We start from the raw sequence: 20039 nt of genomic DNA on the forward strand, positions 1-20039 counted from the left end.
CATCAGTATTCGGGTCCGTCGTTGGCGGCAGTCTTCTGCAGCGCCATACGGATGCGTTCGGTGTCCTCAGGTGTCCAACCGTCCGGCGGCGCCACGGCGGCCCAGCCGTCGAGCACCGATTCGCCGTAGTTGTGGCCGTGGCCCGCGGGCACGCTCGACGCGTTGGTCATGTCGGCGGCCACCTGCCAGAACGTGATGATGGGATACCACCGCATGGACGCGGTGCGGTCGCCACCGGGCGGTTCCACGAGCCAGTCGGGCCGGGAGAACAGCAGATCTGTCGACCACCACACGATCGGGTCGGAGGGGTGCTGCAGGAACAGTACGCGGGTGCCCTCCCACGGTTCGGCGGTGTCCCTTGCGATCTGGGCGGGGTCGGCGGCCTCGGAGAACCGGACGGTGCGGCCGTTGTCGTAGCGCGGACGCACCTCGGGTGTGCCCGGGTCGCGGCGCACTGTCAGCCCGTGCCACAGCGGGCTCGCGTTGGGCGGCCCGACCCACAGCACCGAGGAGAACCCCTTGCGCGCGATGTCGGGCAGCCAGGAGAACGCACCCTGGCCCGCCATCGAGCCCAGGCTCTCTCCGTAGAGCACGAGTTCGGGCCTGCGGTCGGGAGGTAGTGCCTCCCAACGGGACTGGATCGCGTCGATCATCAGGCGCCCGGTGTGCATGGATATCTCGCGGTCGCCCAGAAACGAGATCCAGCTCGGCAGATACGAATACTGCATGCCCACCGTCGCGGTGTCACCGTTGTACATCAGCTCGATCGCACGCGCGGCCACGGGGTTGACCCATCCGGTTCCCGTGGTCGGCACGATCACCAGCACTTCCCGGTCGAACGCATGGGTGCGCTCAAGTTCACTGAGCAGCAACGAGATCCGCTGTTCCTCGGTATCGGCGCTCTGCAGCCCCACGTAGACGCGGATCGGTTCGCGGGCCGGCCGCCCGTTGACCTCTTCGAGTTCACCCGCACGGGGTCCGGTCGCGACGAAGTTGCGACCCTGGTATCCGAGTGTGTCCCACGGCGCGAAAGATTCCGGGCTACCGGATCTTTCGGGCTCGGTCGGCTGACTCACACCTTCTCGGGTGGTCGAGTTCTGCGGCCGGAACACATTGCTGGCGCCCAGCAGGAATCCCCGGTACAGCACGCCGTTGACCAGGGTCACCACCAGCACCACCACGACCACGGTGCCGATGAACTGCGCGACCTCGCGGTGCAGATGCAGTCGGCGGATCAGCACCTTCGCGACCTGGCGCACAGCATCACGCAGCACCCGCGCCGTCGCGATCAGCGCGCCCGCGACGGCGGCCGCGAGAACCGCGGTGCGCAGGTATCCCGGTGTCGCAGGGCCTTCCATGCCCATGAGCGCCGAGACCTGACGCTGCCAGGCCGCGGCGGGGATCAGCATCAGCACACACGACGCGATGGAACCACCGACGATCAACGTCTTGGCCCACAGCAGCACCCAGTTGGGCGGGGGCCACCACGTGCGGTTGCGAAGCGCGAAGCGGTACATCGCCTTCCCGAGCACCACGCCAAGGCCGTAGCCGATCGCGGCGTTGACACCGCCGATCAGACCGGCGAACAACCAGTCACGCGGCAGCAGCGACGGCGTCAGCGAAAGGCAGAAAAACAGCGCGCCGACGGCGACGCCCGCGAAGTCCAGCCGCAGCAGGCTCCAGGCCCAGCGCAGCAGAGGATGACGAAGGGTGTGTGAGTTCTCCTCGATCACCCGAACAGCCTGGGCAGCACGCCCTCCGACGTGCTCCGCAGCTCGGACAGCGCAACGCTGAACTGGTCCTGGACCTCGACCGAATCGCTTCCCTGATCGACGACGCCGACGCGGGTGACGGGAAGTCCCCTGGCCTCGCACATCGACCGGAAACGGCTCTCCTCGGTGCGCGGCACCGCCACCAGCACGCGACCCGACGACTCGGAGAACAGGAAGACGAAGGGGTCGGCCCCTTCGGGAATGATGATCCGGCACCCGGTTTCACCCGCGAGCGCGGATTCCACGACAGCCTGGATCAGCCCGCCCTCGGACAGGTCGTGCGCCGCGGAGATCAGGCCGTCGCGCGAGGCCGCGGTGAGCACCTCGGCCAGCAGCTTCTCGCGGTCCAGGTCCACCTTGGGCGGTACGCCACCGAGGTGGTCGGCGGTGACCTGCGCCCAGATGGACCCGTCGAACTCGTCGTGGGTGTCGCCGAGCAGCAGCAGCGTCTCGCCGGGTTCGGTGCCCAGCCCCGTGGGGATCCGGCGCTTCACGTCGTCGATCACACCGAGCACGCCGACCACGGGGGTCGGCAGGATCGGGGTGCTGCCGGTCTGGTTGTAGAAGCTGACGTTGCCGCCGGTGACCGGGATGCCAAGCGCGGCACAGCCGTCGGCCAGCCCGCGCACGGCCTGGCTGAACTGCCACATCACACCGGGATCCTCGGGCGAGCCGAAGTTGAGGCAGTTGGTCACCGCGACCGGGGTGGCGCCGGTGACCGCGACGTTGCGGTAGGCCTCGGCCAGCGCAAGCTGGGCGCCGGTGTACGGGTCGAGCTGCGTGTAGCGACCCGACGCGTCGGTGGACACCGCGATACCGCGGCCCGTGTTCTCGTCGATGCGCAGCACACCGCCGTCGGCGTGTTCGGCCAGCACGGTGTTGCCGCGCACGTAGCGGTCGTACTGCTCGGTGATGAACGCGCGGCTGCACAGGTGCGGGCTGCCCAGCAGCGTGAGCAGCGTCTCCTTGAGTTCGTCGCCGGTGGAGGGGCGCGGCAGCTTCGCCGAGGTGTCGGCGATCAGCGCGTCCTGGCTCTCGGGCCGCTCGACCGGCCGCTCGTACACCGGGCCCTCGTGCGCCACGGTGCGCGGCGGCACGTCGACGACGGTCTCGCCGTGCCACGTGATCTGCAAGTGGTCGCCGTCGGTGACCTCGCCGATGACGGTGGCCAGCACCTCCCACTTGCGGCACACCGCGAGGAACGCGTCGACGTTCTCCGGCGTCACCACCGCGCACATACGTTCCTGGGACTCGCTCGACAGCACCTCGGCCGGGGTCATGTTGGCCGCGCGCAGCGGCACCTTGTCCAGCTCGATGTGCATGCCGCCGTCACCGGCGGATGCGAGTTCCGAGGTGGCACAGGACAATCCGGCGCCGCCGAGGTCCTGGATGCCCACCACCAGGCCGGCCGAGTACAGCTCGAGGCAGCACTCGATGAGCACCTTCTCCATGAAGGGGTCGCCGACCTGCACCGAGGGCAGCTTCTTGCGGCCGGGGCCGGAACCCTCGTCGCCGCCGAAGGTCTCCGACGCCAGCACCGACACACCGCCGATGCCGTCGAGACCCGTGCGCGCACCGAACAGGATGATCTTGTTACCGGTTCCGGACGCGAACGCCAGATGCAGGTCCTCCTTGCGCAGCGCGCCCACGCACAGCGCGTTGACCAGGGGGTTGCCCGCGTACGACGCGTCGAACACGGTCTCGCCACCGATGTTCGGCAGGCCCAGGGAGTTGCCGTAGCCGCCGACACCGCGCACCACGCCGTCGAGCACACGCCGGGTGTCGGGGGCGTCGGCCGGACCGAACCGCAGCTGGTCCATCACCGCGACCGGTCGGGCGCCCATCGCCATGATGTCGCGGACGATGCCGCCGACGCCGGTGGCCGCACCCTGGTAGGGCTCGACGTAGGACGGGTGGTTGTGCGATTCGACCTTGAAGGTGACGGCCCAGCCGTCGCCGATGTCGACGACGCCTGCGTTCTCGCCGATACCGGCGAGCATGCCCGCGCGCATCTTCTCGGTGGTGGTCTCCCCGAAGTAGCGCAGGTGCACCTTGGAGGACTTGTAGGAGCAGTGCTCACTCCACATCACCGAGTACATCGCGAGTTCCGCATCGGTGGGGCGCCTGCCCAGGATGTCGCGAATCCGCTGGTACTCGTCGTCCTTGAGACCGAGTTCGCGGTAGGGCTGGGGCTGATCGGGGGTGGCGGCTGCCCGCTCAACGGTATCTGTCTGGTGAGTGAGCTCCGACGTCACGAGGACAGTTTAGTTTGTTGCCTCTGGTAGGCGCGGGCAGCCGCAGGTGCGCCGACGCCGTGCAGCACGACGCTGCCCAGAACCGACACCACCAGAACCATCGCGACCGTGCTCTCCGCCACACCGTCGAGCGCGTTGAACGCCAGCAGACCGAACACGATCGACGTGGTGCCGCGGGGCCCGAGCCAGCCCAGCAGCAGGCGTTCGGGCCAGCTCACGGGCGAGAAGAGAAGCGCCAGCAGCACCGGGACGATGCGCACGACGGTCAGCGCGAGCAGGCAGAACGCCACCAGCCCGAGCGGCACGCCGGAGCCGAGTGCGAGCACCGCGGTCAACCCGAACACGAACCACATGAGCGCCGTCATGAGGAAGCCCACATCGTCGACGAGCTCGAGTTCGGTGTGGAACTGCTCCGAACGGCGGAAGTAGTTGAACGCGATGCCGCACACGAACGCCGCGACGAAGCCGTTTCCGCCGATCGCGAGGCTCGCGCCGAACGACAGCAGCGGCGCGGCCACCAGGATCATGCGCTTGGCCTGCGCGGTCATGAAGTCGCGTCGCTCGGCGGCGTTGGCGGCCAGCGCCAGACCCGCGCCGACCACGACGCCCGCGATCAGGGCCTTGACGGCCTCGGGCACCGCGGCGCCGAGCGCCTCCATGGGCGTCGACGCGTGCTCGCTGTCAGCAGCCAGCACCAGCGCGAAGATGAACACCGGCGACACGATGCCGTCGTTGTAGCCGGCCTCCACGTTGAGCAGTCCGCGCACGCGTTCGGGGATCCGCGTGTCGCGCAGCAGCGCCGAGTTGGGTGCGAAGTCGATCGGCACCACGATGCACGCGACGGCCAGCAGCACCGCCCACGGCAGCCCGGGCAGCAACCAAAGCCCCAGCAGCACCGACAGCGCCAGCCCCACCGGCATCGCGATGAACAGCATCCGCAACGCCGCCTTGGGTTGGGCGCCGAGGAAGCCGCCTCGGACGTCGGTCGCGTCGACGAACAGCAGCACCGCCAGGATGAGTTCGGCGATATGTTCGGCGCTGTCGGTGTTCAGCGTGACGCCGAGGTGGTCCTTCATCGTGAAACTGATGGCCATGCCGGTGAGCACCAGCACCATCGGCGCCGTGAGCCGCAGGCGCTGCATCTCGCGCGACAGCAGGGACCACACGGCGAGCACCACGGAGATCGCGATCAGCGACAGCAACACGAGGAAATCATTGCAGCCGTCGCACAGGTTTCCCCGGTGGCGACGCGGGTACCACCGCCAGATGAGTCAGACAGTCGCCGAATATGTTCTCCAACGTCTCCGCGAGTGGAATGTGGAGCAGGTGTTCGGCTATCCGGGTGACGGCATCAACGGGCTGATCGCAGCGTTCGGCAAGGACGAGTCAGCGGGTCCGCGCTTCGTGCAGACCCGGCACGAGGAGATGGCCGCGCTCGCCGCGACGGGCTACGCCAAGTTCTCCGGCAACGTCGGCGTGTGCATCGCGACGTCGGGTCCGGGTGCCATCCATCTGCTCAACGGCCTCTACGACGCCAAGCTCGACCACACCCCGGTCGTGGCGATCGTCGGCCAGACGGCCCGCAGCGCGATGGGCGGCAGCTATCAGCAGGAAGTGGATCTGCAGGCGCTGTTCTCGGATGTCGCCAGCGACTACCTGGTGGAGGTCAACGTCGCGGGTCAGCTGCCCAACGCGCTCGACCGCGCGTTCCGGACCGCGCGCGCACGCCGCGCGCCCACCGCGGTGGTGATCCCCTCGGATCTGCAGGAGCAGCCGTACGAGCCGCCCGGACACGCGTTCAAGCAGGTGCCGTCGAGCGCGCCGCACGACGCCGAACCGGTGCTCTCACCGGATCCCGCGGCGCTGCAGGACGCCGCCGACGTGCTCAACGCGGGCTCGAAGGTCGCGATCCTCATCGGGCAGGGCGCCCGCGGAGCCGCCGACGAGGTCACGCAGGTGACCGATCTGCTCGGCGCGGGTGTCGCCAAGGCGCTGCTGGGCAAGGACGTGCTGCCCGACGACCTGCCGTACGTCACGGGTTCGATCGGTCTGTTGGGCACACGGCCGAGCTATGAGCTGATGCGCGACTGCGACACGCTGCTGATCGTCGGCACCAACTTCCCCTACAGCCAGTTCCTGCCGGACTACGGGCAGGCCCGCGCGGTGCAGATCGACATCGACGGCGCCAACATCGGGATGCGCTACCCCACCGAGGTCAACATCGTCGCGGACGCGAAAACCGCTCTCGCGCAACTGGTCCCGCTGCTCGAACGCAAGGACGACCGGTCCTGGCAGCAGTCCCTCGAGAAGGGGGTCGCGCAGTGGTGGGAGACCGTCGAGCGTCAGTCGATGCTCAAGGCCGATCCGGTCAACCCGATGCGGGTGGTCTGGGAACTGTCGTCGCGGCTGCCCGAATACGCCATGGTCGCGGGCGATTCGGGTTCGTCGACCAACTGGTACGCGCGGTGCCTGAAGTTCACGTCCACCACCCGTGGTTCCCTGTCGGGCACGTTGGCGACGATGGGGTCGGCCGTGCCGTACGCGATCGGCGCGAAGTTCGCGCAACCCGACCGCCCGGTGATCGCGTTGGTGGGCGACGGTGCGATGCAGATGAACGGCCTCGCCGAACTGCTCACCATCCGCCGGTACGCGCACCTGTGGGCCGATCCGCGAATGGTGATCTGCGTGTTCCACAACAACGACCTCGCGCATGTCACGTGGGAACTGCGCGCGATGGGTGGTGCCCCCAAGTTCGAGGGCTCGCAGAGCCTGCCCGAGGTGTCCTATGCCGACGTGGCACGCGTGATGGGGCTGCGGTGCATCACGGTCGACGATCCCGAGCAGATCGGCGCGGCGTGGGACGACGCTCTGTCGGCCGACGAGCCCGTGTTGCTCGACGTCCACACCGACCCCGAGGTGCCGCCCATCCCGCCGCACGTCACCTACGAGCAGATGAAGGCCACCGCGCAGGCGTTCGTGAAGGACCCCAACGGGTGGCACCTGTTCGCCGAGATCGCGAAGAACAAAGCGGCCGAACTGCTTCCGAACCGGCGGTAGTCCTACCCGACTAGTCGCCGCCCCCGATGCAGAACGCGTTGCCCTCGGGATCGGCCAGCACGACCCAGCTGAACTCCGGCCCGTAGCTGTGCCGTCCGGTCTCCTCCGCGCCCAGCCCCACGAGCCGGGCCACCTCGGCCTCGACATCCGCGGCCGACAGGTCGAGGTGCAGGCGATTCTTGCCCGGCGTCGGATCGGGCACCTTCTGGAAGCCCAGGCGCACGCCCTCGGGGCGCACGAGCACCGAGAACTCGCCCGGCGCCAGCACGTTCACGTCACCGCCGACGGCCTGCGACCACCACTGCGCGAGCGCATCGGGATCGGCACAGTCCACGGTCACCATTTCCACGGAGAGTCCCATGCCGGTGACCCTAGATCACGCCGGTGACAAGAACGCCTGCAGCGCCGCCGAGTACGCCGCGACGTCATGCGCGCCCATGAACTCGCGCGCCGAGTGCATCGCGAGTTGCGCCGCGCCGACGTCGACCGTGGGGATTCCGGTGCGCGCGGCGGTCATCGGCCCGATCGTCGACCCGCACGGCAGATCGGCGCGGTGCTCATAACGCTGCAGCGGCACGCCGGCCTGATCGCATGCGAGCGCGAACGCGGCCGCGGTGCGCCCGTCGGTCGCGTAGCGCAGGTTGGGCTGCACCTTCAGCACGGGCCCGGCGTTGACCTCGATGAGGTGGCCGGGTTCGTGGCGCTCCGGGTAGTTGGGGTGTGTCGCGTGCGCCATGTCGCCCGAGGCGACCATCGAACCGGCCACGCGGCGCAGGAAGTCCTCGCGGCTCTGTCCGGCGGCGAGCGCGATGCGCTCAAGCACAGTGGGCAACAGTTCGGACTGCGCACCGTGATCGGACTGCGAGCCGACCTCCTCGTGGTCGAACAGCGCCAGCACGGGTAGGTACCCGGACTCTTCTGCGGCGAGGAACGCCTCCAGCCCCGCGTAGCACGTGGCCTGGTTGTCGAGCCGCGGTGCGCTGACGAACTCCCCGGCCGCGCCGGTGACCGCCGAGGGCGCGAGGTCGTGGGTCATCAGGTCGAAGCCGAGTACGTCGGCGGCGTCGACACCGGCGCGGTCGGCGACGAACTCGATGAACACACCGGGCCGCTCCCCCAGGCCCCACACACCGTTGAGGTGTCGCTGCGGATCCGGGCTGACCCCCTTGCGGTCATCGGACAGATGGATGGCCAGCTGCGGCACCCGCAGAATCGGATCGTCTATCCGCACCAGGTGGTGCGCGATGCCGTCGTCCGCGCTCTCGTCGCGCAGCGTCAGCCTGCCGCTGATCCCGAGGTCGCGGTCCAGCCACGAGTTCAGCCAGGCCCCGCCGTAGGGCTGCAGCGCGACCACCTGCCAGCCTGCGACCATGCGGTCGGGACGCTGCTTGACCCGCAGGTTGGGGCTGTCGGTGTGACCTCCGACGATGCGGAACGGTGCGCCGGTGTCTTCGACGGTCCGCCAGGCCACCAGCGATCCGGCCCGCACGGTGAAGAACCTGCCCGACGCGGGCCATGCGTCCGTTTCGGCAAGCTCGGTGTAGCCCGCGTCGCGCAGCCGCGCGGCCGCGGTGGCGCACACATGGAACGGCGACGGCGACGCGTCGATGAACTCACACAAGCTGTGGGGGCTGGCTGGCATATCTCTATCTTGGCCGTGATTTCCCGCCGCGCCGCGTTAGGGTCCATTTGTGCCCGCACCACAGCCTCAGCCGGTTCTCGCCCCACTGACCCCGGCTGCCGTCTTCCTGGTTGCGACCATCGACCAAGGCCAGGAGGCGACAGTCCACGACGCGCTGCCCGACATCTCGGGTCTGGTCCGCGCCATCGGCTTCCGTGACCCCGCCAAGCGACTCTCGGCGATCACCTCGATCGGATCCGATGCATGGGACCGGTTGTTCAGCGGCCCACGCCCGGCCGAACTGCATCCGTTCCGCGAGATCGACGGTGGACGCCACCACGCGCCCGCGACGCCGGGCGATCTGCTGTTCCACCTGCGCGCCGAGTCCATGGACGTGTGTTTCGAACTGGCGACCAAGCTCGTCGAGGCCATGTCCGGGGCGATCACGATCGTCGACGAGACGCACGGATTCAAGTTCTTCGACAACCGTGACCTCATGGGGTTCGTCGACGGCACCGAGAACCCGGACGGCAACCTCGCGGTCGTCGCGACCCAGATCGGCGACGAGGACCCGGATTTCGCCGGCGGCTGCTACGTGCACGTGCAGAAGTACCTGCACGACATGGCTTCCTGGAACTCGCTGTCCGTCGAGGAGCAGGAACGCGTGATCGGCCGCACCAAGCTCGACGACATCGAGTTGGACGACGACGTCAAACCCGCCAATTCGCATGTGGCGCTCAACGTCATCGAGGACGAGGACGGCAACGAGCTCAAGATCATCCGGCACAACATGCCGTTCGGCGAGATCGGCAAGGGCGAGTTCGGTACGTACTACATCGGTTACTCGCGCACACCCAGCGTCACCGAGCGCATGCTCGACAACATGTTCATCGGTGATCCGCCGGGCAACACCGACCGCATCCTGGATTTCTCCACCGCCATCACCGGCGGGCTGTTCTTCACCCCCACCGTCGACTTCCTCGACGACCCACCACCTCTTCCGTCGGAGGACGACCGTGCCGAACCGGCTTCGGCGCCTTCGGCCGACCCGGTCCACACCGACGGCTCACTCGGAATCGGCAGCCTGAAAGGAACCCGCTGATGAACAACCTCTATCGCGACCTCGCCCCGATCACCGAATCCGCTTGGGCCGAGATCGAACTGGAGGCGACCCGCACGTTCAAGCGTCACATCGCCGGACGCCGGGTGGTCGACGTCAGCGGGCCCAACGGTCCGACGACCGCGAGCGTCAGCACGGGTCATCTGCTCGACGTGAGCCCGCCCGGCGACGGCGTCATCGCGCATCTTCGCGATGCCAAACCGCTCGTGCGCCTGCGGGTGCCGTTCACGGTGGCGCGCAGGGACATCGACGACGTCGAGCGCGGCTCGCAGGACTCCGACTGGGATCCGGTCAAGGACGCCGCCAAGAAGCTCGCGTTCGTCGAGGACCGCGCGATCTTCGAGGGCTATGCCGCCGCGTCGATCGAGGGCATCCGCAGTTCCAGCTCCAACCCCGCGCTCGCACTGCCCGACGACGCCCGCGAGATCCCCGACGTGATCGCCCAGGCCCTCTCCGAGCTGCGTCTGGCCGGTGTCGACGGGCCCTACTCGGTGCTGCTCTCGGCCGAGACCTACACCAAGGTCAGCGAGACCACCGCACACGGATATCCGATCCGCGAGCACATCAACCGCCTCGTCGACGGTGAGATCATCTGGGCGCCCGCGATCGACGGTGCGTTCGTGTTGTCAACGCGCGGCGGTGATTTCGACCTGCAGCTCGGCACCGACGTGTCCATCGGCTACCTGTCCCATGACGCCGAGGTGGTCCACCTCTACATGGAGGAGACCATGACGTTCCTGTGCTACACCGCTGAGGCCTCTGTCGCGCTGACCCCCTGACCCCGTAGCGGGTCACCCCGCACCGCGAGCGTGCGTGTCTGCCGCCCGGCACACCGCGAATCAGCAGCAGTCGGCGCACGCTCGTGGATGGCGAGAGTGCGCAGAGTGCTCAGCTCGGCGGACTCAGAAGCGAAATCAGACCGACAGGATGGCGTCGAGCGCGGAGTAGAACAGGCCCAGTCCGTCGTCGGACGGTCCGGTCAACGCCTCGGTGGCGTGTTCGGGATGCGGCATGAGGCCGACGACGCGGCGATTCTCCGAGCAGATGCCCGCGATGTCGCGCATCGACCCGTTGAGGTTCTCGCGATAGCGGAAGACCACGCGGTCCTCGCCCTCGAGTTCGTCGAGCACGGACTCGGACGCCACGTAGCGCCCCTCGCCGGACTTCAGCGGGATCAGCAGGTCGGCACCGGTCTCGTAGCGCGTGGTCCACGCCGAGGTGTTGGACGCCACTTCGAGCCACACGTCGCGGCAGACGAAGTGCAGACCCGCGTTGCGGGTCAGCGCGCCGGGCAGCAGGCCGGCCTCGCACAGCACCTGGAAGCCGTTGCAGATGCCGAGCACGGGCATGCCCTTGTTGGCGGCCTCGACCACCGAGCCCATCACGGGCGCGAACTTCGCGATGGCGCCGCACCGCAGGTAGTCCCCGTAGGAGAAACCGCCGGGCACCACGACCGCGTCGACGCCGTGCAGATCCGCGTCGGCGTGCCACAGGCTCACGGCCTCAGCACCCGCCAGACGGACCGCGCGGGCCGCGTCGATGTCGTCCAGCGTGCCGGGGAACGTGATCACGCCCACACGAGTGGTCATGCGTCCTCCCGGCTCACAGTGAAGTCCTCGATGACGGTGTTCGCCAGGAGCGATTCCGCGATCTCGTTGAGGGTTTCGTCGGTCACGGAATCATCGACCTCAAGCTCAAAACGCTTGCCCTGCCGAACGTCTGATATGCCTTTGTGCCCGAGTCGGCCAAGCGCTCCCACGATGGCCTGACCTTGCGGGTCGAGGATCTCAGCCTTGGGCATGACGTGCACAACCACCTTTGCCACGGCGTTCACTCTACCGGCACGATCCCAGGTAGGCGTCACACAGTGGTGCGGCCATCGCGTCGAGCACCTGGCTATCGGCCACCGACGGCCACGGCACCTGCGGCGGGGTCGTCGACCACAGCGCGAGCTCCACGACGGTGCTGTTGTTGGGGTCGGCGAGCAAATACTGGCGCAGAACCCGGTCGCCGAACGCGATCACCGCGGCCAGCCGGCCCGGCTCGTCGGTGGTGAGTGACGGTGAGCTGTCGGGCGCCACCAGCTGACACGCCCGGATCGCGGCGGCCGACGCGGTCACGGCCTCCATCGCGAGCTGCCCGCCCCGCCAGGTCTCACCACGCCAGTGGATGATCTGCGCGGAGAGCTGCCACTGCCCCACCGGCCGGTCCACCTCGGCCCGCGCGCTCACCGCATAGTGCCGCGGATCGTCGGGCAGCAGCGGCAGCGCGCACTCCTGTTCGAACCGGAACCGCGGCGACACCGTCGTCACGGCCAGACCCGCCAACCGGGGCCAGCGGTACTCGCGGTACAGCGGGATCTCGGTGGCGGCGATCCACGCCGAATCCGGGATGCGGTCGCACATCGGCGGGCAGTTCATGGGCGCGGCCCCGGCCGGCACAGCAACCAGTGTCGTGGCCGCCAGCCCCGCCGCGGCGAGCAACGTTGCCCAGATCAACCGCATGAATCCTCCCACCGAGGGCAACAATATAGAGATGCAACTGACCCATTTCGGACATTCGTGCCTTTTGGCCACCATTTCCGATACGACGGTGTTGTTCGACCCCGGCAACTTCTCGCACGGTTTCGAGGGCATCACCGGGCTGTCGGCGATCCTGATCACCCATCAGCACCCCGATCACGCCGACACGACGCGTCTGCCCGCGCTGCTCGACGCGAACCCGCAGGCGAAGCTGTACGCCGATCCGCAGACGGCGGCGCAACTCGGTGAGCCGTGGACCGCAGTGCACGTCGGTGACGAGTTCACCATCGGCTCGATCAACGTCCGCGGTGTCGGCGGCAAGCACGCCGTCATCCACCCGGAAATCCCTGTCATCGACAACATCTCGTACCTGCTCGGTGACGACGAGCATCCGGCCCGGTTCATGCATCCGGGTGATGCATTGTTCGTCCCAGGCGAACCGGTCGACGTGCTCGCGACGCCTGCGGCCGCGCCGTGGATGAAAGTGTCTGAGGCCGTGGACTATCTGCGTGCCGTCGCACCGCGCGCCGCGGTGCCGATCCATCAGGGCATCATCGCCCCGGACGCGCGCGGCGTCTTCTACGGGCGCCTGTCGGAGATGACGTCGACGGATTTCCAGGTGCTGCAGGAGGAGAACGGCACCGAGGTCTGAGTCGACGGTATTTCAGGCGATGTCGGCGGCCGCACCGCGGCCGGCGGCACGCCCGGAGAAGATGCAGCCGCCGAGGAACGTCCCCTCCAGCGACCGGTAGCCGTGCACGCCGCCGCCGCCGAATCCCGCGGCCTCACCGGCCGCGTACAACCCGCCGAACGTGGTGCCGTCCTCTTTGAGGACGCGCGAGTCCAGGTCGGTTTCCAGTCCCCCCAGCGTCTTTCGCGTGAGGATGTGCAGTTTCACCGCGATCAGCGGACCCGCCTTGGGATCGGTGAGGCGGTGCGGTGCGACGACGCGCGTGAACCGGTCGCCCAGGTAGTTGCGCGCGGCGCGGATCGCGGTGATCTGGCCGTCCTTGGTGAAGCGGTTGGCCACCTCACGGTCGCGCGCGGTGACCTCGGCCGCCACCTTGGCGTAGTCCAGCGGTACGACGTCGGGCAGATCGTTCATGCCTGCCACCAGATCCCGCAGCGAGGTGGCGCTCACGAAGTCGACGCCGTGGTCGACGAACGCCTGCACGGGCGCCGGCGCACCGGGCTTGACGCGCGAGAGGAGGTCGCGCACGTTGCGTGATGTGAGATCCGGGTTCTGCTCCTGGCCCGACAGCGCAAACTCCTTGGCGATGATGCGCGCGTTGAGGATGAACCACGTGTAGTCCTGCCCGCTGCGGCAGATGTGCTCCAACGTGCCGAGCGTGTCGTATCCGGGATACAGCGGGACAGGGAGCCGATCGCCGTTGGCGTCCAACCACAGTGACGACGGACCGGGCAGGATCCGGATGCCATGGTTGGGCCACACGGGGTCGTAGTTGGTGATGCCTTCGGTGTAGTGCCACATGCGGTCGTTGTTGATCACGTGGGCGCCCGCCGATTCGGCGATGCCGATCATGCGGCCGTCGACGTGCGCGGGCACGCCGCTGATCAACTGATCGGGCACCCGGCCAAGCCGCGCCGGCCAGTTCTTGCGCACCAGTTCCAGGTTGCCACCTATGCCGCCGCTCGCGACGATCACCGCGGAGGCTCGGAATTCGAAGTCGCCGACCACTTTCCGCGACGACGCGACACCGCGCGGGGCGTTGCTGGGCTCCAGGATCGAGCCGCGCACCCCGGCCACCAGGCCCTCGTTGACGATGAGTTCGTCGACCCGGTGCCGGTGGGCGAACCGCACCCGCACGCTGTCGCGGATGCGCCGCGCGAAGATTTCGACGAGCGCCGGACCGGTGCCCCACGTGATGTGGAACCGTGGCACCGAATTGCCGTGCCCCAGCGCGTCGTACCCGCCGCGCTCGGCCCAGCCGACCAGCGGGAAGGTCTGCAGCCCACGCGCCCGCAACCAGCTGCGCTTCTCCCCCGCCGCGAAGTCGACGTAGGCATGGGCCCACTCACGCGGCCAGTGGTCCTCGGGCCGGTCGAAGCCCGCGGTGCCCAGCCAGTCCTGCAGGGCGAGTTCCTGGCTGTCGCGGATCCCGAGCCTGCGCTGCTCGGGACTGTTGACGAAGAACAGGCCCCCGAACGACCAGAAGGCCTGGCCACCGATGTTGGCCGCGTTCTCCTGGTCGACGATGATCACGCTGTGCCCGCGTTCGACGAGCTCGCATGCGGCGACCAGTCCGGCCAGACCTGCCCCCACGACGATGACGTCGGCGTCTGCCATGAGACGTCACCATAGCGCGAGTCAGGCGGCCTTGTTCAGTACAGAGGGCGAAGCAGATTCGGGCTGCCATCGATACACCGTGGGCACGCATCCGTGCAGCAAAGCCAGATCGACCGCGTCGAGCATGGCCTGGCGCGGTCCCGGCGCCCGCAGGTGCCGCGCGGCAACCGCGACTCGCACCACCCCGCCGCGGCGCGCGGTGCGCTCGGCGGTCAGCACCAGCGTGCGGCACCACCACGGTTCGGTGAGGAAACCTTCCCCGATTCCGACGACGCGGGCGCGGGTGGTGGTCCGGCGGACCAGGTCGGTGATCCCGTGCAGGTCGGCCACCAATCGAAAGCCGTTGCGCGGCAGCGCCGTCACCGTTCCCGGTGAGACGTTCCAACCGGGGGCCGCGAACAGCCTGGTGCGCAGGCCCAGGTGTTCGAGGATCCGGTCGGCGCCGAGCAACCGCAGGTTGGCCTCGTGCGCGGGCAGCGCGGCGAACTCACCGCGGCGTTTCTTCGTCGTGGCCTCGTCGTAACCGTGCAGCACCACGGCGTCGCCGGACGCGCGCCGCGCGGTGAGCCACCCGACGGTCTGGGCATCGCTCTCGAGCCGGTAGCCACCCTTGAGCCGCGGCACCACCAGCAGTGACGCGGGCACACCGCGGGCATCGAGTTCGGCGCAGAACGTCGCGACCTCGTCCAGGGTGCGGTGGCTGATCTGGGAGATCGAGACGATGAGTTGTCCGGTCACGACGCGAGTGTGGCGTCCCCAGGTGTCGCGATGGTTGCCGGCACCCGCACTGCGGGTGTCCGGTTTACGAAACGACCTTCTCGATCGCCTCGATCACCTCAGGCGCGTCCGGTTCTGTGCGGGGCCGGAACCGGTTGACGACGGTGCCATCGGCGGCCAGCAGGAACTTCTCGAAGTTCCACTGGATGTCGCCCGCCTCGCCACCGGCGTCGGGGGTCTCGGTCAGTGCGGCGTACAGCGGGTGGCGCTCTGCGCCGTTGACGTCGGTCTTGGCCAGCAACGGGAACGTCACGCCGTAGGTGGTCGAACAGAACGTCTGAATTTCCTCGGCCGTGCCCGGTTCCTGTCCCATGAATTGGTTACAGGGCACACCGATCACCGTGAGGCCGCGGTCACCGTATTCCTGCGCGAGTTTCTCCAGTGCGCTGTATTGCGGTGTCAGACCGCATTTCGAGGCGACGTTGACGACGAGTGCGGCCCCGGGGGCCAACTCGCCGAGCGTGGTCTGCTTGCCGTCGAGGGTGGTCAAGTTGATGTTCTTGAGGCTCACCGGTGCGACGCTACCGGAGTCAGCCGTCGAACAGGATGGCTCCCAGACGCTCGACCGTGGCGATCGGGTCACGGTCGGTGTCGATCGCGTCGTTGAGCCACAGCAGCGAAAAACCGTGCACCATCGACCATGCCGCGAGCGCAGCCCCAGCCGGATCGTCCTTGGCCTTGGGGTCGTCGAGGGTGCCGACCCCGCGGTTGAGCTCGGCACCCGCCGCCGAGGCGGCCGCGACGAGACCCGGGTCGGTGTCGTCGTACAGCGACTTGTCGAACATGACCGCGTAGTGGCCCGGATGATCGAGCGCGAAGCGCACATACGCCTTGGCGGCGTCGATGAACTGCCCGCGCACGTCTTTCAGCGCGTCGGCCAGCAGTTGGTACCCCTCGGTGGCCAGCGCGGTGAACAGGCCGCGCCGGTCGGTGAAATGGTGCGCCGGCGCGGCGTGAGAGACCCCCGCGGTGCGCGCGAGTTCGCGCAGCGAGATGCCGTCCGCTCCGCGCTCGGCCACCAGCGTCGCCGCGTGCTGCAGGATCACAGCCTTGAGGTCGCCATGGTGGTACGCCATACCGACGATCCTATCGAACCAATCTTGACAGTGCCTAAATCGACGCGCACAATCGCAGGATCTAGCCACTGACAAGATTGGATGGAGCATGGCGGTATTCGCGACACTGGTGCTCGGCACCGTCATCGCCAGGATCGTGGGACTGCTCGGCGTCGCCTACGTCGACACGTGGTCGTCGGCGGCCGCGGTCGGCCTGGCCGCGATGTTCGCGCTGACCGGGATCGCCCACTTCGTCGATCCGTTGCGCCGCGACATGATCGCGATCGTGCCGCCGCGCCTGCCCGCGCCGGGACTGCTGGTCACCGTCACCGGCGCGCTCGAACTCCTCGGCGCGGCAGGCCTGCTGTACCCGCCGACGCGCGTCGCGGCCGCGGTGTGCCTGTTCGTGTTGATGCTGGCCATGTTCCCGGCCAACGTCTACGCCGCGCGGATGCCCGATCCGCCCAAGTCGATGACGTCGAAGCTAGGTGTCCGGACCGCCGAAGAGGGCGTCTACCTGGCCGCTGCCGTACTGGTCGCGATCGGCGGCGGCCAATAGCCACGCGTACTGGAACGCGGCCTCGCGCCACCGCTCGTAGCGTCCGCTCAGCCCACCGTGGCCCGCCACCATCTCGGTCTTGAGCAGCACCGGGTTGTTGTCGGTCTTGGTGTGACGAAGCGCGGCAACCCATTTCGCCGGTTCGACGTAGTACACGCGGGTGTCGTTGAGCGACGTCATCGCCAGGATCGGCGGATAGTCCTGCGTCGTGACGTTCTCGTACGGCGAGTACGACTTCATGTACCGGTACACCTCGGGGTCCTCCAGCGGGTTGCCCCACTCGTCCCATTCGGTGACCGTCAGCGGCAGGGACGGGTCGAGGATCGTGGTGAGCGCGTCGACGAACGGCACCTGCGCCAGGATCCCTGCGAACAGGTCCGGCGCCATGTTGGCCACCGCACCCATCAGCAGGCCACCCGCGCTGCCGCCGAGTGCCACCAGGTTCTGCGGGCGCGTGAGCCCCTGGTCGATGAGATGGCGTGCGACCGCGATGAAGTCGGTGAAGGTGTTCTTCTTCTCCAGCAGCTTGCCGTGCTCGTACCACGACCGGCCCAGCTCACCGCCGCCGCGGACGTGCGCGATCGCGAACACCATGCCGCGGTCCAAGAGCGACAGCCGCGCGATCGAGAATCGCGGATCCTCGCACGACTCGTAGGCGCCGTAACCGTAGAGCAGCGTCGGCGCCGGGAACTGCACACCGGCGCGGTGCACGATCGAGATCGGCACACGCGCACCGTCTTCGGCGATCGCCCAGTCGCGGCGCTCCACGTAGTCCTCGGGGCGGTAACCGCCCAGGACGGGCTGCTCACGCAGCAGGGTCCGCTCGCCGGTCGCCAGATCCAGGTCGTACACCCGCGCCGGGGTGATGAACGACGTCGCCGCGATACGCAGCTTGGGTGTCGACCAGTTCGGGTTGCCGGCCAGGCCCGCCGCGGTGAGCTCGGAGGCGAACGTGATCTCCTGCGCGCGGCCGTATTCGCCGTCGGCGTTGATCGGCCAGAGCTGGATCTTCGGCAGCGCCTCGCTGCGGTAGCTCACCACCAGGAAACCGTCGAACGCGTCGACCGCGTCGAGGCGCACATCGTCGCGGTGCGCGATGAGCGTGCGGAAGTCGTTCGGATCGCTGACCGGGGCGTCGACCAGCATGAAGTTCTCGGCACCGTCGTTGTGCAGGATCAGGAACCGATCCTCGCCACCGACCACCGCGTGCTCGACGGAGTACTCCACCAGGTCGCGGCGTCCCCACACCGAGGTGAACTCGGCCTGCGGATCGGTCGCGTCGCCGTAGCGCACCTCGGACGTCACGGCACTGCCCGCGGCGATGAACACGTACTTGTCGCTGCGGCTGCGCCCGATGCCCACCCAGAACCGTTCATCGGGCTCGTGATACACCCGCTCACCCGGCAGACCCGCGCCAAGGCGGTGGCGCCACACGGTGTCCGGGCGCCACGCGTCGTCCACGGTCGTGTAGTAGAACGTCCGGTTGTCGGCCGCCCAGATGCCGCCCGCACCGATCCCGGTGATCGTGTCGTCGTACAGCTCACCGGTGTGAAGATCCTTGAACCGCAACGTGTACCGCTCGTCACCCAGGACGTCGACCGAGTAGGCCAGGGTGTTGCCGTCCAGGCTCACCGTCGCCGCGCCCAGTGCGAAGTACTCGTGCCCGTCGGCCTCGACGTTCTCGTCGAGCAGGATCTGCTCGCCCGGAACCTCGGTGTGCTCGTCGAAGGTCGGCGGCGTCCAGTCGTCGGGATCGCTGACCGGGCACCGGCAGTGCACGGCGTACTGCTTGCCCTCGAAGCTGCGCGCGTAGTACCACCACGGGCCGCGACGCATCGGCACCGACAGATCGGTCTCCTTGGTGCGGGCCTTGATCTCGTCGAAGATCTTCTGCCGCAACGGCTCCAGATGCGCCGTGACGGACGCGGTGTAGGCGTTCTCGGCCTCCAGGTAGCCGATCACCTCGGGGTCGTCCTTGTCGCGCAACCACTCGTACGGATCGATGAACACATCGCCGTGGTGCTCACGACGGTGGTTGAGCCGCTTGGCGACCGGGGGTTCCACAGGCTGCTGCTCGCTCATGCACCGATCCAATCGTCGAAACTGAGACCCGAGATGCGTTCGTAGGCCTCGATGTACCGCTCGCGCGTGGCCGCGACGATGTCGTCGGGCAGCGCAGGTGGCGGGGTGTTGCCGTGGCGGTCCCAGCCCGACTCCGGGCCGGTGAGCCAGTTGCGTACGAACTGCTTGTCGAAGCTGTTCTGCACCACGCCCGGCTGGTAGCTGTCGGCGCGCCAGTAGCGCGACGAGTCGGGCGTGAACACCTCGTCGGCCAGCACCACGGTGCCGTCCCTGTCGACACCGAACTCGAACTTGGTGTCGGCGATGATGATCCCCTTGCTCAGCGCATGGTCGGCGCCGGCGGTGTAGGTCTGCAGCGTGCGGTCGCGCAGCTGGTTGGCCAGCTCCGCGCCCACCAGCTCGATCACCTTCGCGAACGAGATGTTCTCGTCGTGCTCGCCGATCTCGGCCTTGGTGGCCGGGGTGAACAACGGCTCGTCGAACTTGCTCGCCTCCCCCAGCCCGGGCGGCAGCGCGATGCCGCACACCGTGCCCGTCTTCTCGTAATCGATCAATCCCGAGCCGGTCAGATAGCCGCGCGCCACGCACTCGACCGGCAGCATGTCCAGGCGGCGCACCACGAGCGCGCGGCCCAGCACGTCGGCGGGGATGCGCTCGTCGTCGGGCGGGCCTGCGAGGTGGTTGGGCACACCCGCCGTTCGCAGCAGGTGGTCGAAGAAGAACACGCTCATCGCGGTCAGGATCCGGCCCTTGTCCGGGATCTGGGAATCCAGGATGTAGTCATAGGCCGAAATCCGGTCGCTGGCCACAAAGAGCAGGTGCTCGTCGTCGATGCGGTAGATCTCGCGGACTTTGCCGCTGGCCAGGTGTTGGTAGTCGGACAGAGCAGGGCGCATTCGGCCAGCCTATGT

19 protein-coding genes are annotated in these 20039 nt (G+C 68.2%); 5 read left to right on the forward strand and 14 right to left on the reverse strand.

Annotated elements, in window-relative coordinates:
- Window positions 1-2 precede the first annotated feature (2 nt).
- The 3 genes from AT701_RS28475 to AT701_RS34430 are packed head-to-tail and all read right to left on the reverse strand — an operon-like array spanning window position 3 to window position 5232.
- The gene (locus tag AT701_RS28475; RefSeq protein WP_058127039.1) at window positions 3-1733 is read right to left on the reverse strand and encodes an alpha/beta hydrolase; all 1731 of its coding nucleotides are present in this window, start codon (window positions 1731-1733) and stop codon (window positions 3-5) included.
- Window positions 1730-4027 (reverse strand): phosphoribosylformylglycinamidine synthase subunit PurL, encoded by a 2298-nt coding sequence (gene purL / locus AT701_RS28480; protein WP_058127040.1) that lies wholly within the window; start codon window positions 4025-4027, stop codon window positions 1730-1732. Before purL ends, AT701_RS28475 begins: the two co-directional genes overlap by 4 nt.
- The gene (locus tag AT701_RS34430; RefSeq protein ID WP_011730825.1) at window positions 4024-5232 is read right to left on the reverse strand and encodes a cation:proton antiporter domain-containing protein; all 1209 of its coding nucleotides are present in this window, start codon (window positions 5230-5232) and stop codon (window positions 4024-4026) included. The genes purL and AT701_RS34430 overlap by 4 nt, the downstream gene beginning before the upstream one ends.
- A gap of 61 nt (window positions 5233-5293) precedes the next feature.
- Between AT701_RS34430 and AT701_RS28490 the strand changes: the two genes are divergently transcribed.
- Complete coding sequence (locus tag AT701_RS28490; RefSeq protein ID WP_058127041.1) at window positions 5294-7084, forward strand: thiamine pyrophosphate-requiring protein; 1791 nt, start codon at window positions 5294-5296, stop codon at window positions 7082-7084.
- 10 nt (window positions 7085-7094) lie between these two features.
- Here the strand turns inward: AT701_RS28490 and AT701_RS28495 are convergent, their stop codons facing one another.
- A complete protein-coding gene (locus tag AT701_RS28495) occupies window positions 7095-7445 on the reverse strand; it encodes a VOC family protein (RefSeq protein WP_011730827.1) in 351 nt (116 codons plus the stop codon).
- Between the two features lie 15 nt (window positions 7446-7460).
- Window positions 7461-8726, reverse strand: coding sequence for a M18 family aminopeptidase (locus AT701_RS28500; RefSeq protein ID WP_058127042.1), 1266 nt, complete (start codon window positions 8724-8726; stop codon window positions 7461-7463).
- Between the two features lie 49 nt (window positions 8727-8775).
- On the opposite strand from AT701_RS28500, the gene AT701_RS28505 reads away from it, so the two are divergent.
- A complete protein-coding gene (locus AT701_RS28505) occupies window positions 8776-9807 on the forward strand; it encodes a Dyp-type peroxidase (RefSeq protein ID WP_058127043.1) in 1032 nt (343 codons plus the stop codon).
- Window positions 9807-10604, forward strand: a complete 798-nt coding sequence (locus AT701_RS28510) for a family 1 encapsulin nanocompartment shell protein (protein ID WP_003897233.1) — start codon at window positions 9807-9809, stop codon at window positions 10602-10604. Before AT701_RS28505 ends, AT701_RS28510 begins: the two co-directional genes overlap by 1 nt.
- Before the next feature lie 135 nt (window positions 10605-10739).
- Here the strand turns inward: AT701_RS28510 and purQ are convergent, their stop codons facing one another.
- The 3 genes from purQ to AT701_RS28525 are packed head-to-tail and all read right to left on the reverse strand — an operon-like array spanning window position 10740 to window position 12329.
- Window positions 10740-11414 carry a phosphoribosylformylglycinamidine synthase subunit PurQ gene (gene purQ / locus AT701_RS28515; protein ID WP_011730830.1) on the reverse strand — a complete coding sequence of 225 codons (675 nt, stop codon included), beginning with the start codon at window positions 11412-11414 and terminating at the stop codon, window positions 10740-10742.
- Complete coding sequence (gene purS / locus AT701_RS28520) at window positions 11411-11650, reverse strand: phosphoribosylformylglycinamidine synthase subunit PurS (protein WP_014878466.1); 240 nt, start codon at window positions 11648-11650, stop codon at window positions 11411-11413. The genes purQ and purS overlap by 4 nt, the downstream gene beginning before the upstream one ends.
- A gap of 10 nt (window positions 11651-11660) precedes the next feature.
- Complete coding sequence (locus AT701_RS28525) at window positions 11661-12329, reverse strand: hypothetical protein (RefSeq protein WP_058127044.1); 669 nt, start codon at window positions 12327-12329, stop codon at window positions 11661-11663.
- Window positions 12330-12360: 31 nt separating this feature from the next.
- Here AT701_RS28525 and AT701_RS28530 point away from each other — a divergent pair, with 31 nt between their 5' ends.
- Window positions 12361-12999 (forward strand): MBL fold metallo-hydrolase, encoded by a 639-nt coding sequence (locus AT701_RS28530; protein ID WP_003897237.1) that lies wholly within the window; start codon window positions 12361-12363, stop codon window positions 12997-12999.
- 12 nt (window positions 13000-13011) lie between these two features.
- On the opposite strand, the gene AT701_RS28535 is transcribed toward AT701_RS28530, so the two are convergent.
- The 4 genes from AT701_RS28535 to AT701_RS28550 all read right to left on the reverse strand — a co-directional run bounded on the left by AT701_RS28535 (window position 13012) and on the right by AT701_RS28550 (window position 16508).
- On the reverse strand, window positions 13012-14655 hold the full coding sequence (locus AT701_RS28535; protein WP_058127045.1) for an FAD-binding dehydrogenase: 1644 nt from the start codon (window positions 14653-14655) through the stop codon (window positions 13012-13014).
- Window positions 14656-14676: 21 nt separating this feature from the next.
- Complete coding sequence (locus AT701_RS28540) at window positions 14677-15393, reverse strand: DUF2334 domain-containing protein (RefSeq protein ID WP_058127046.1); 717 nt, start codon at window positions 15391-15393, stop codon at window positions 14677-14679.
- A gap of 64 nt (window positions 15394-15457) precedes the next feature.
- On the reverse strand, window positions 15458-15943 hold the full coding sequence (locus AT701_RS28545) for a glutathione peroxidase (protein WP_011730834.1): 486 nt from the start codon (window positions 15941-15943) through the stop codon (window positions 15458-15460).
- A 19-nt stretch (window positions 15944-15962) separates the two neighbouring features.
- Entirely contained in the window at window positions 15963-16508 is a 546-nt protein-coding gene (locus AT701_RS28550; protein ID WP_011730835.1) for a TetR/AcrR family transcriptional regulator, read from the reverse strand.
- A gap of 88 nt (window positions 16509-16596) precedes the next feature.
- Between AT701_RS28550 and AT701_RS28555 the strand changes: the two genes are divergently transcribed.
- On the forward strand, window positions 16597-17046 hold the full coding sequence (locus AT701_RS28555) for a DoxX family protein (protein ID WP_011730836.1): 450 nt from the start codon (window positions 16597-16599) through the stop codon (window positions 17044-17046).
- Here AT701_RS28555 and AT701_RS28560 read toward each other — a convergent pair.
- Window positions 16972-19128, reverse strand: coding sequence for a S9 family peptidase (locus tag AT701_RS28560; RefSeq protein WP_058127047.1), 2157 nt, complete (start codon window positions 19126-19128; stop codon window positions 16972-16974). The genes AT701_RS28555 and AT701_RS28560 overlap by 75 nt on opposite strands.
- On the reverse strand, window positions 19125-20024 hold the full coding sequence (locus AT701_RS28565) for a phosphoribosylaminoimidazolesuccinocarboxamide synthase (RefSeq protein ID WP_003897243.1): 900 nt from the start codon (window positions 20022-20024) through the stop codon (window positions 19125-19127). Before AT701_RS28565 ends, AT701_RS28560 begins: the two co-directional genes overlap by 4 nt.
- Window positions 20025-20039: the final 15 nt, after the last annotated feature.

Source organism: Mycolicibacterium smegmatis (assembly GCF_001457595.1).
GTDB classification, from domain to species: Bacteria; Actinomycetota; Actinomycetes; order Mycobacteriales; family Mycobacteriaceae; genus Mycobacterium; species Mycobacterium smegmatis.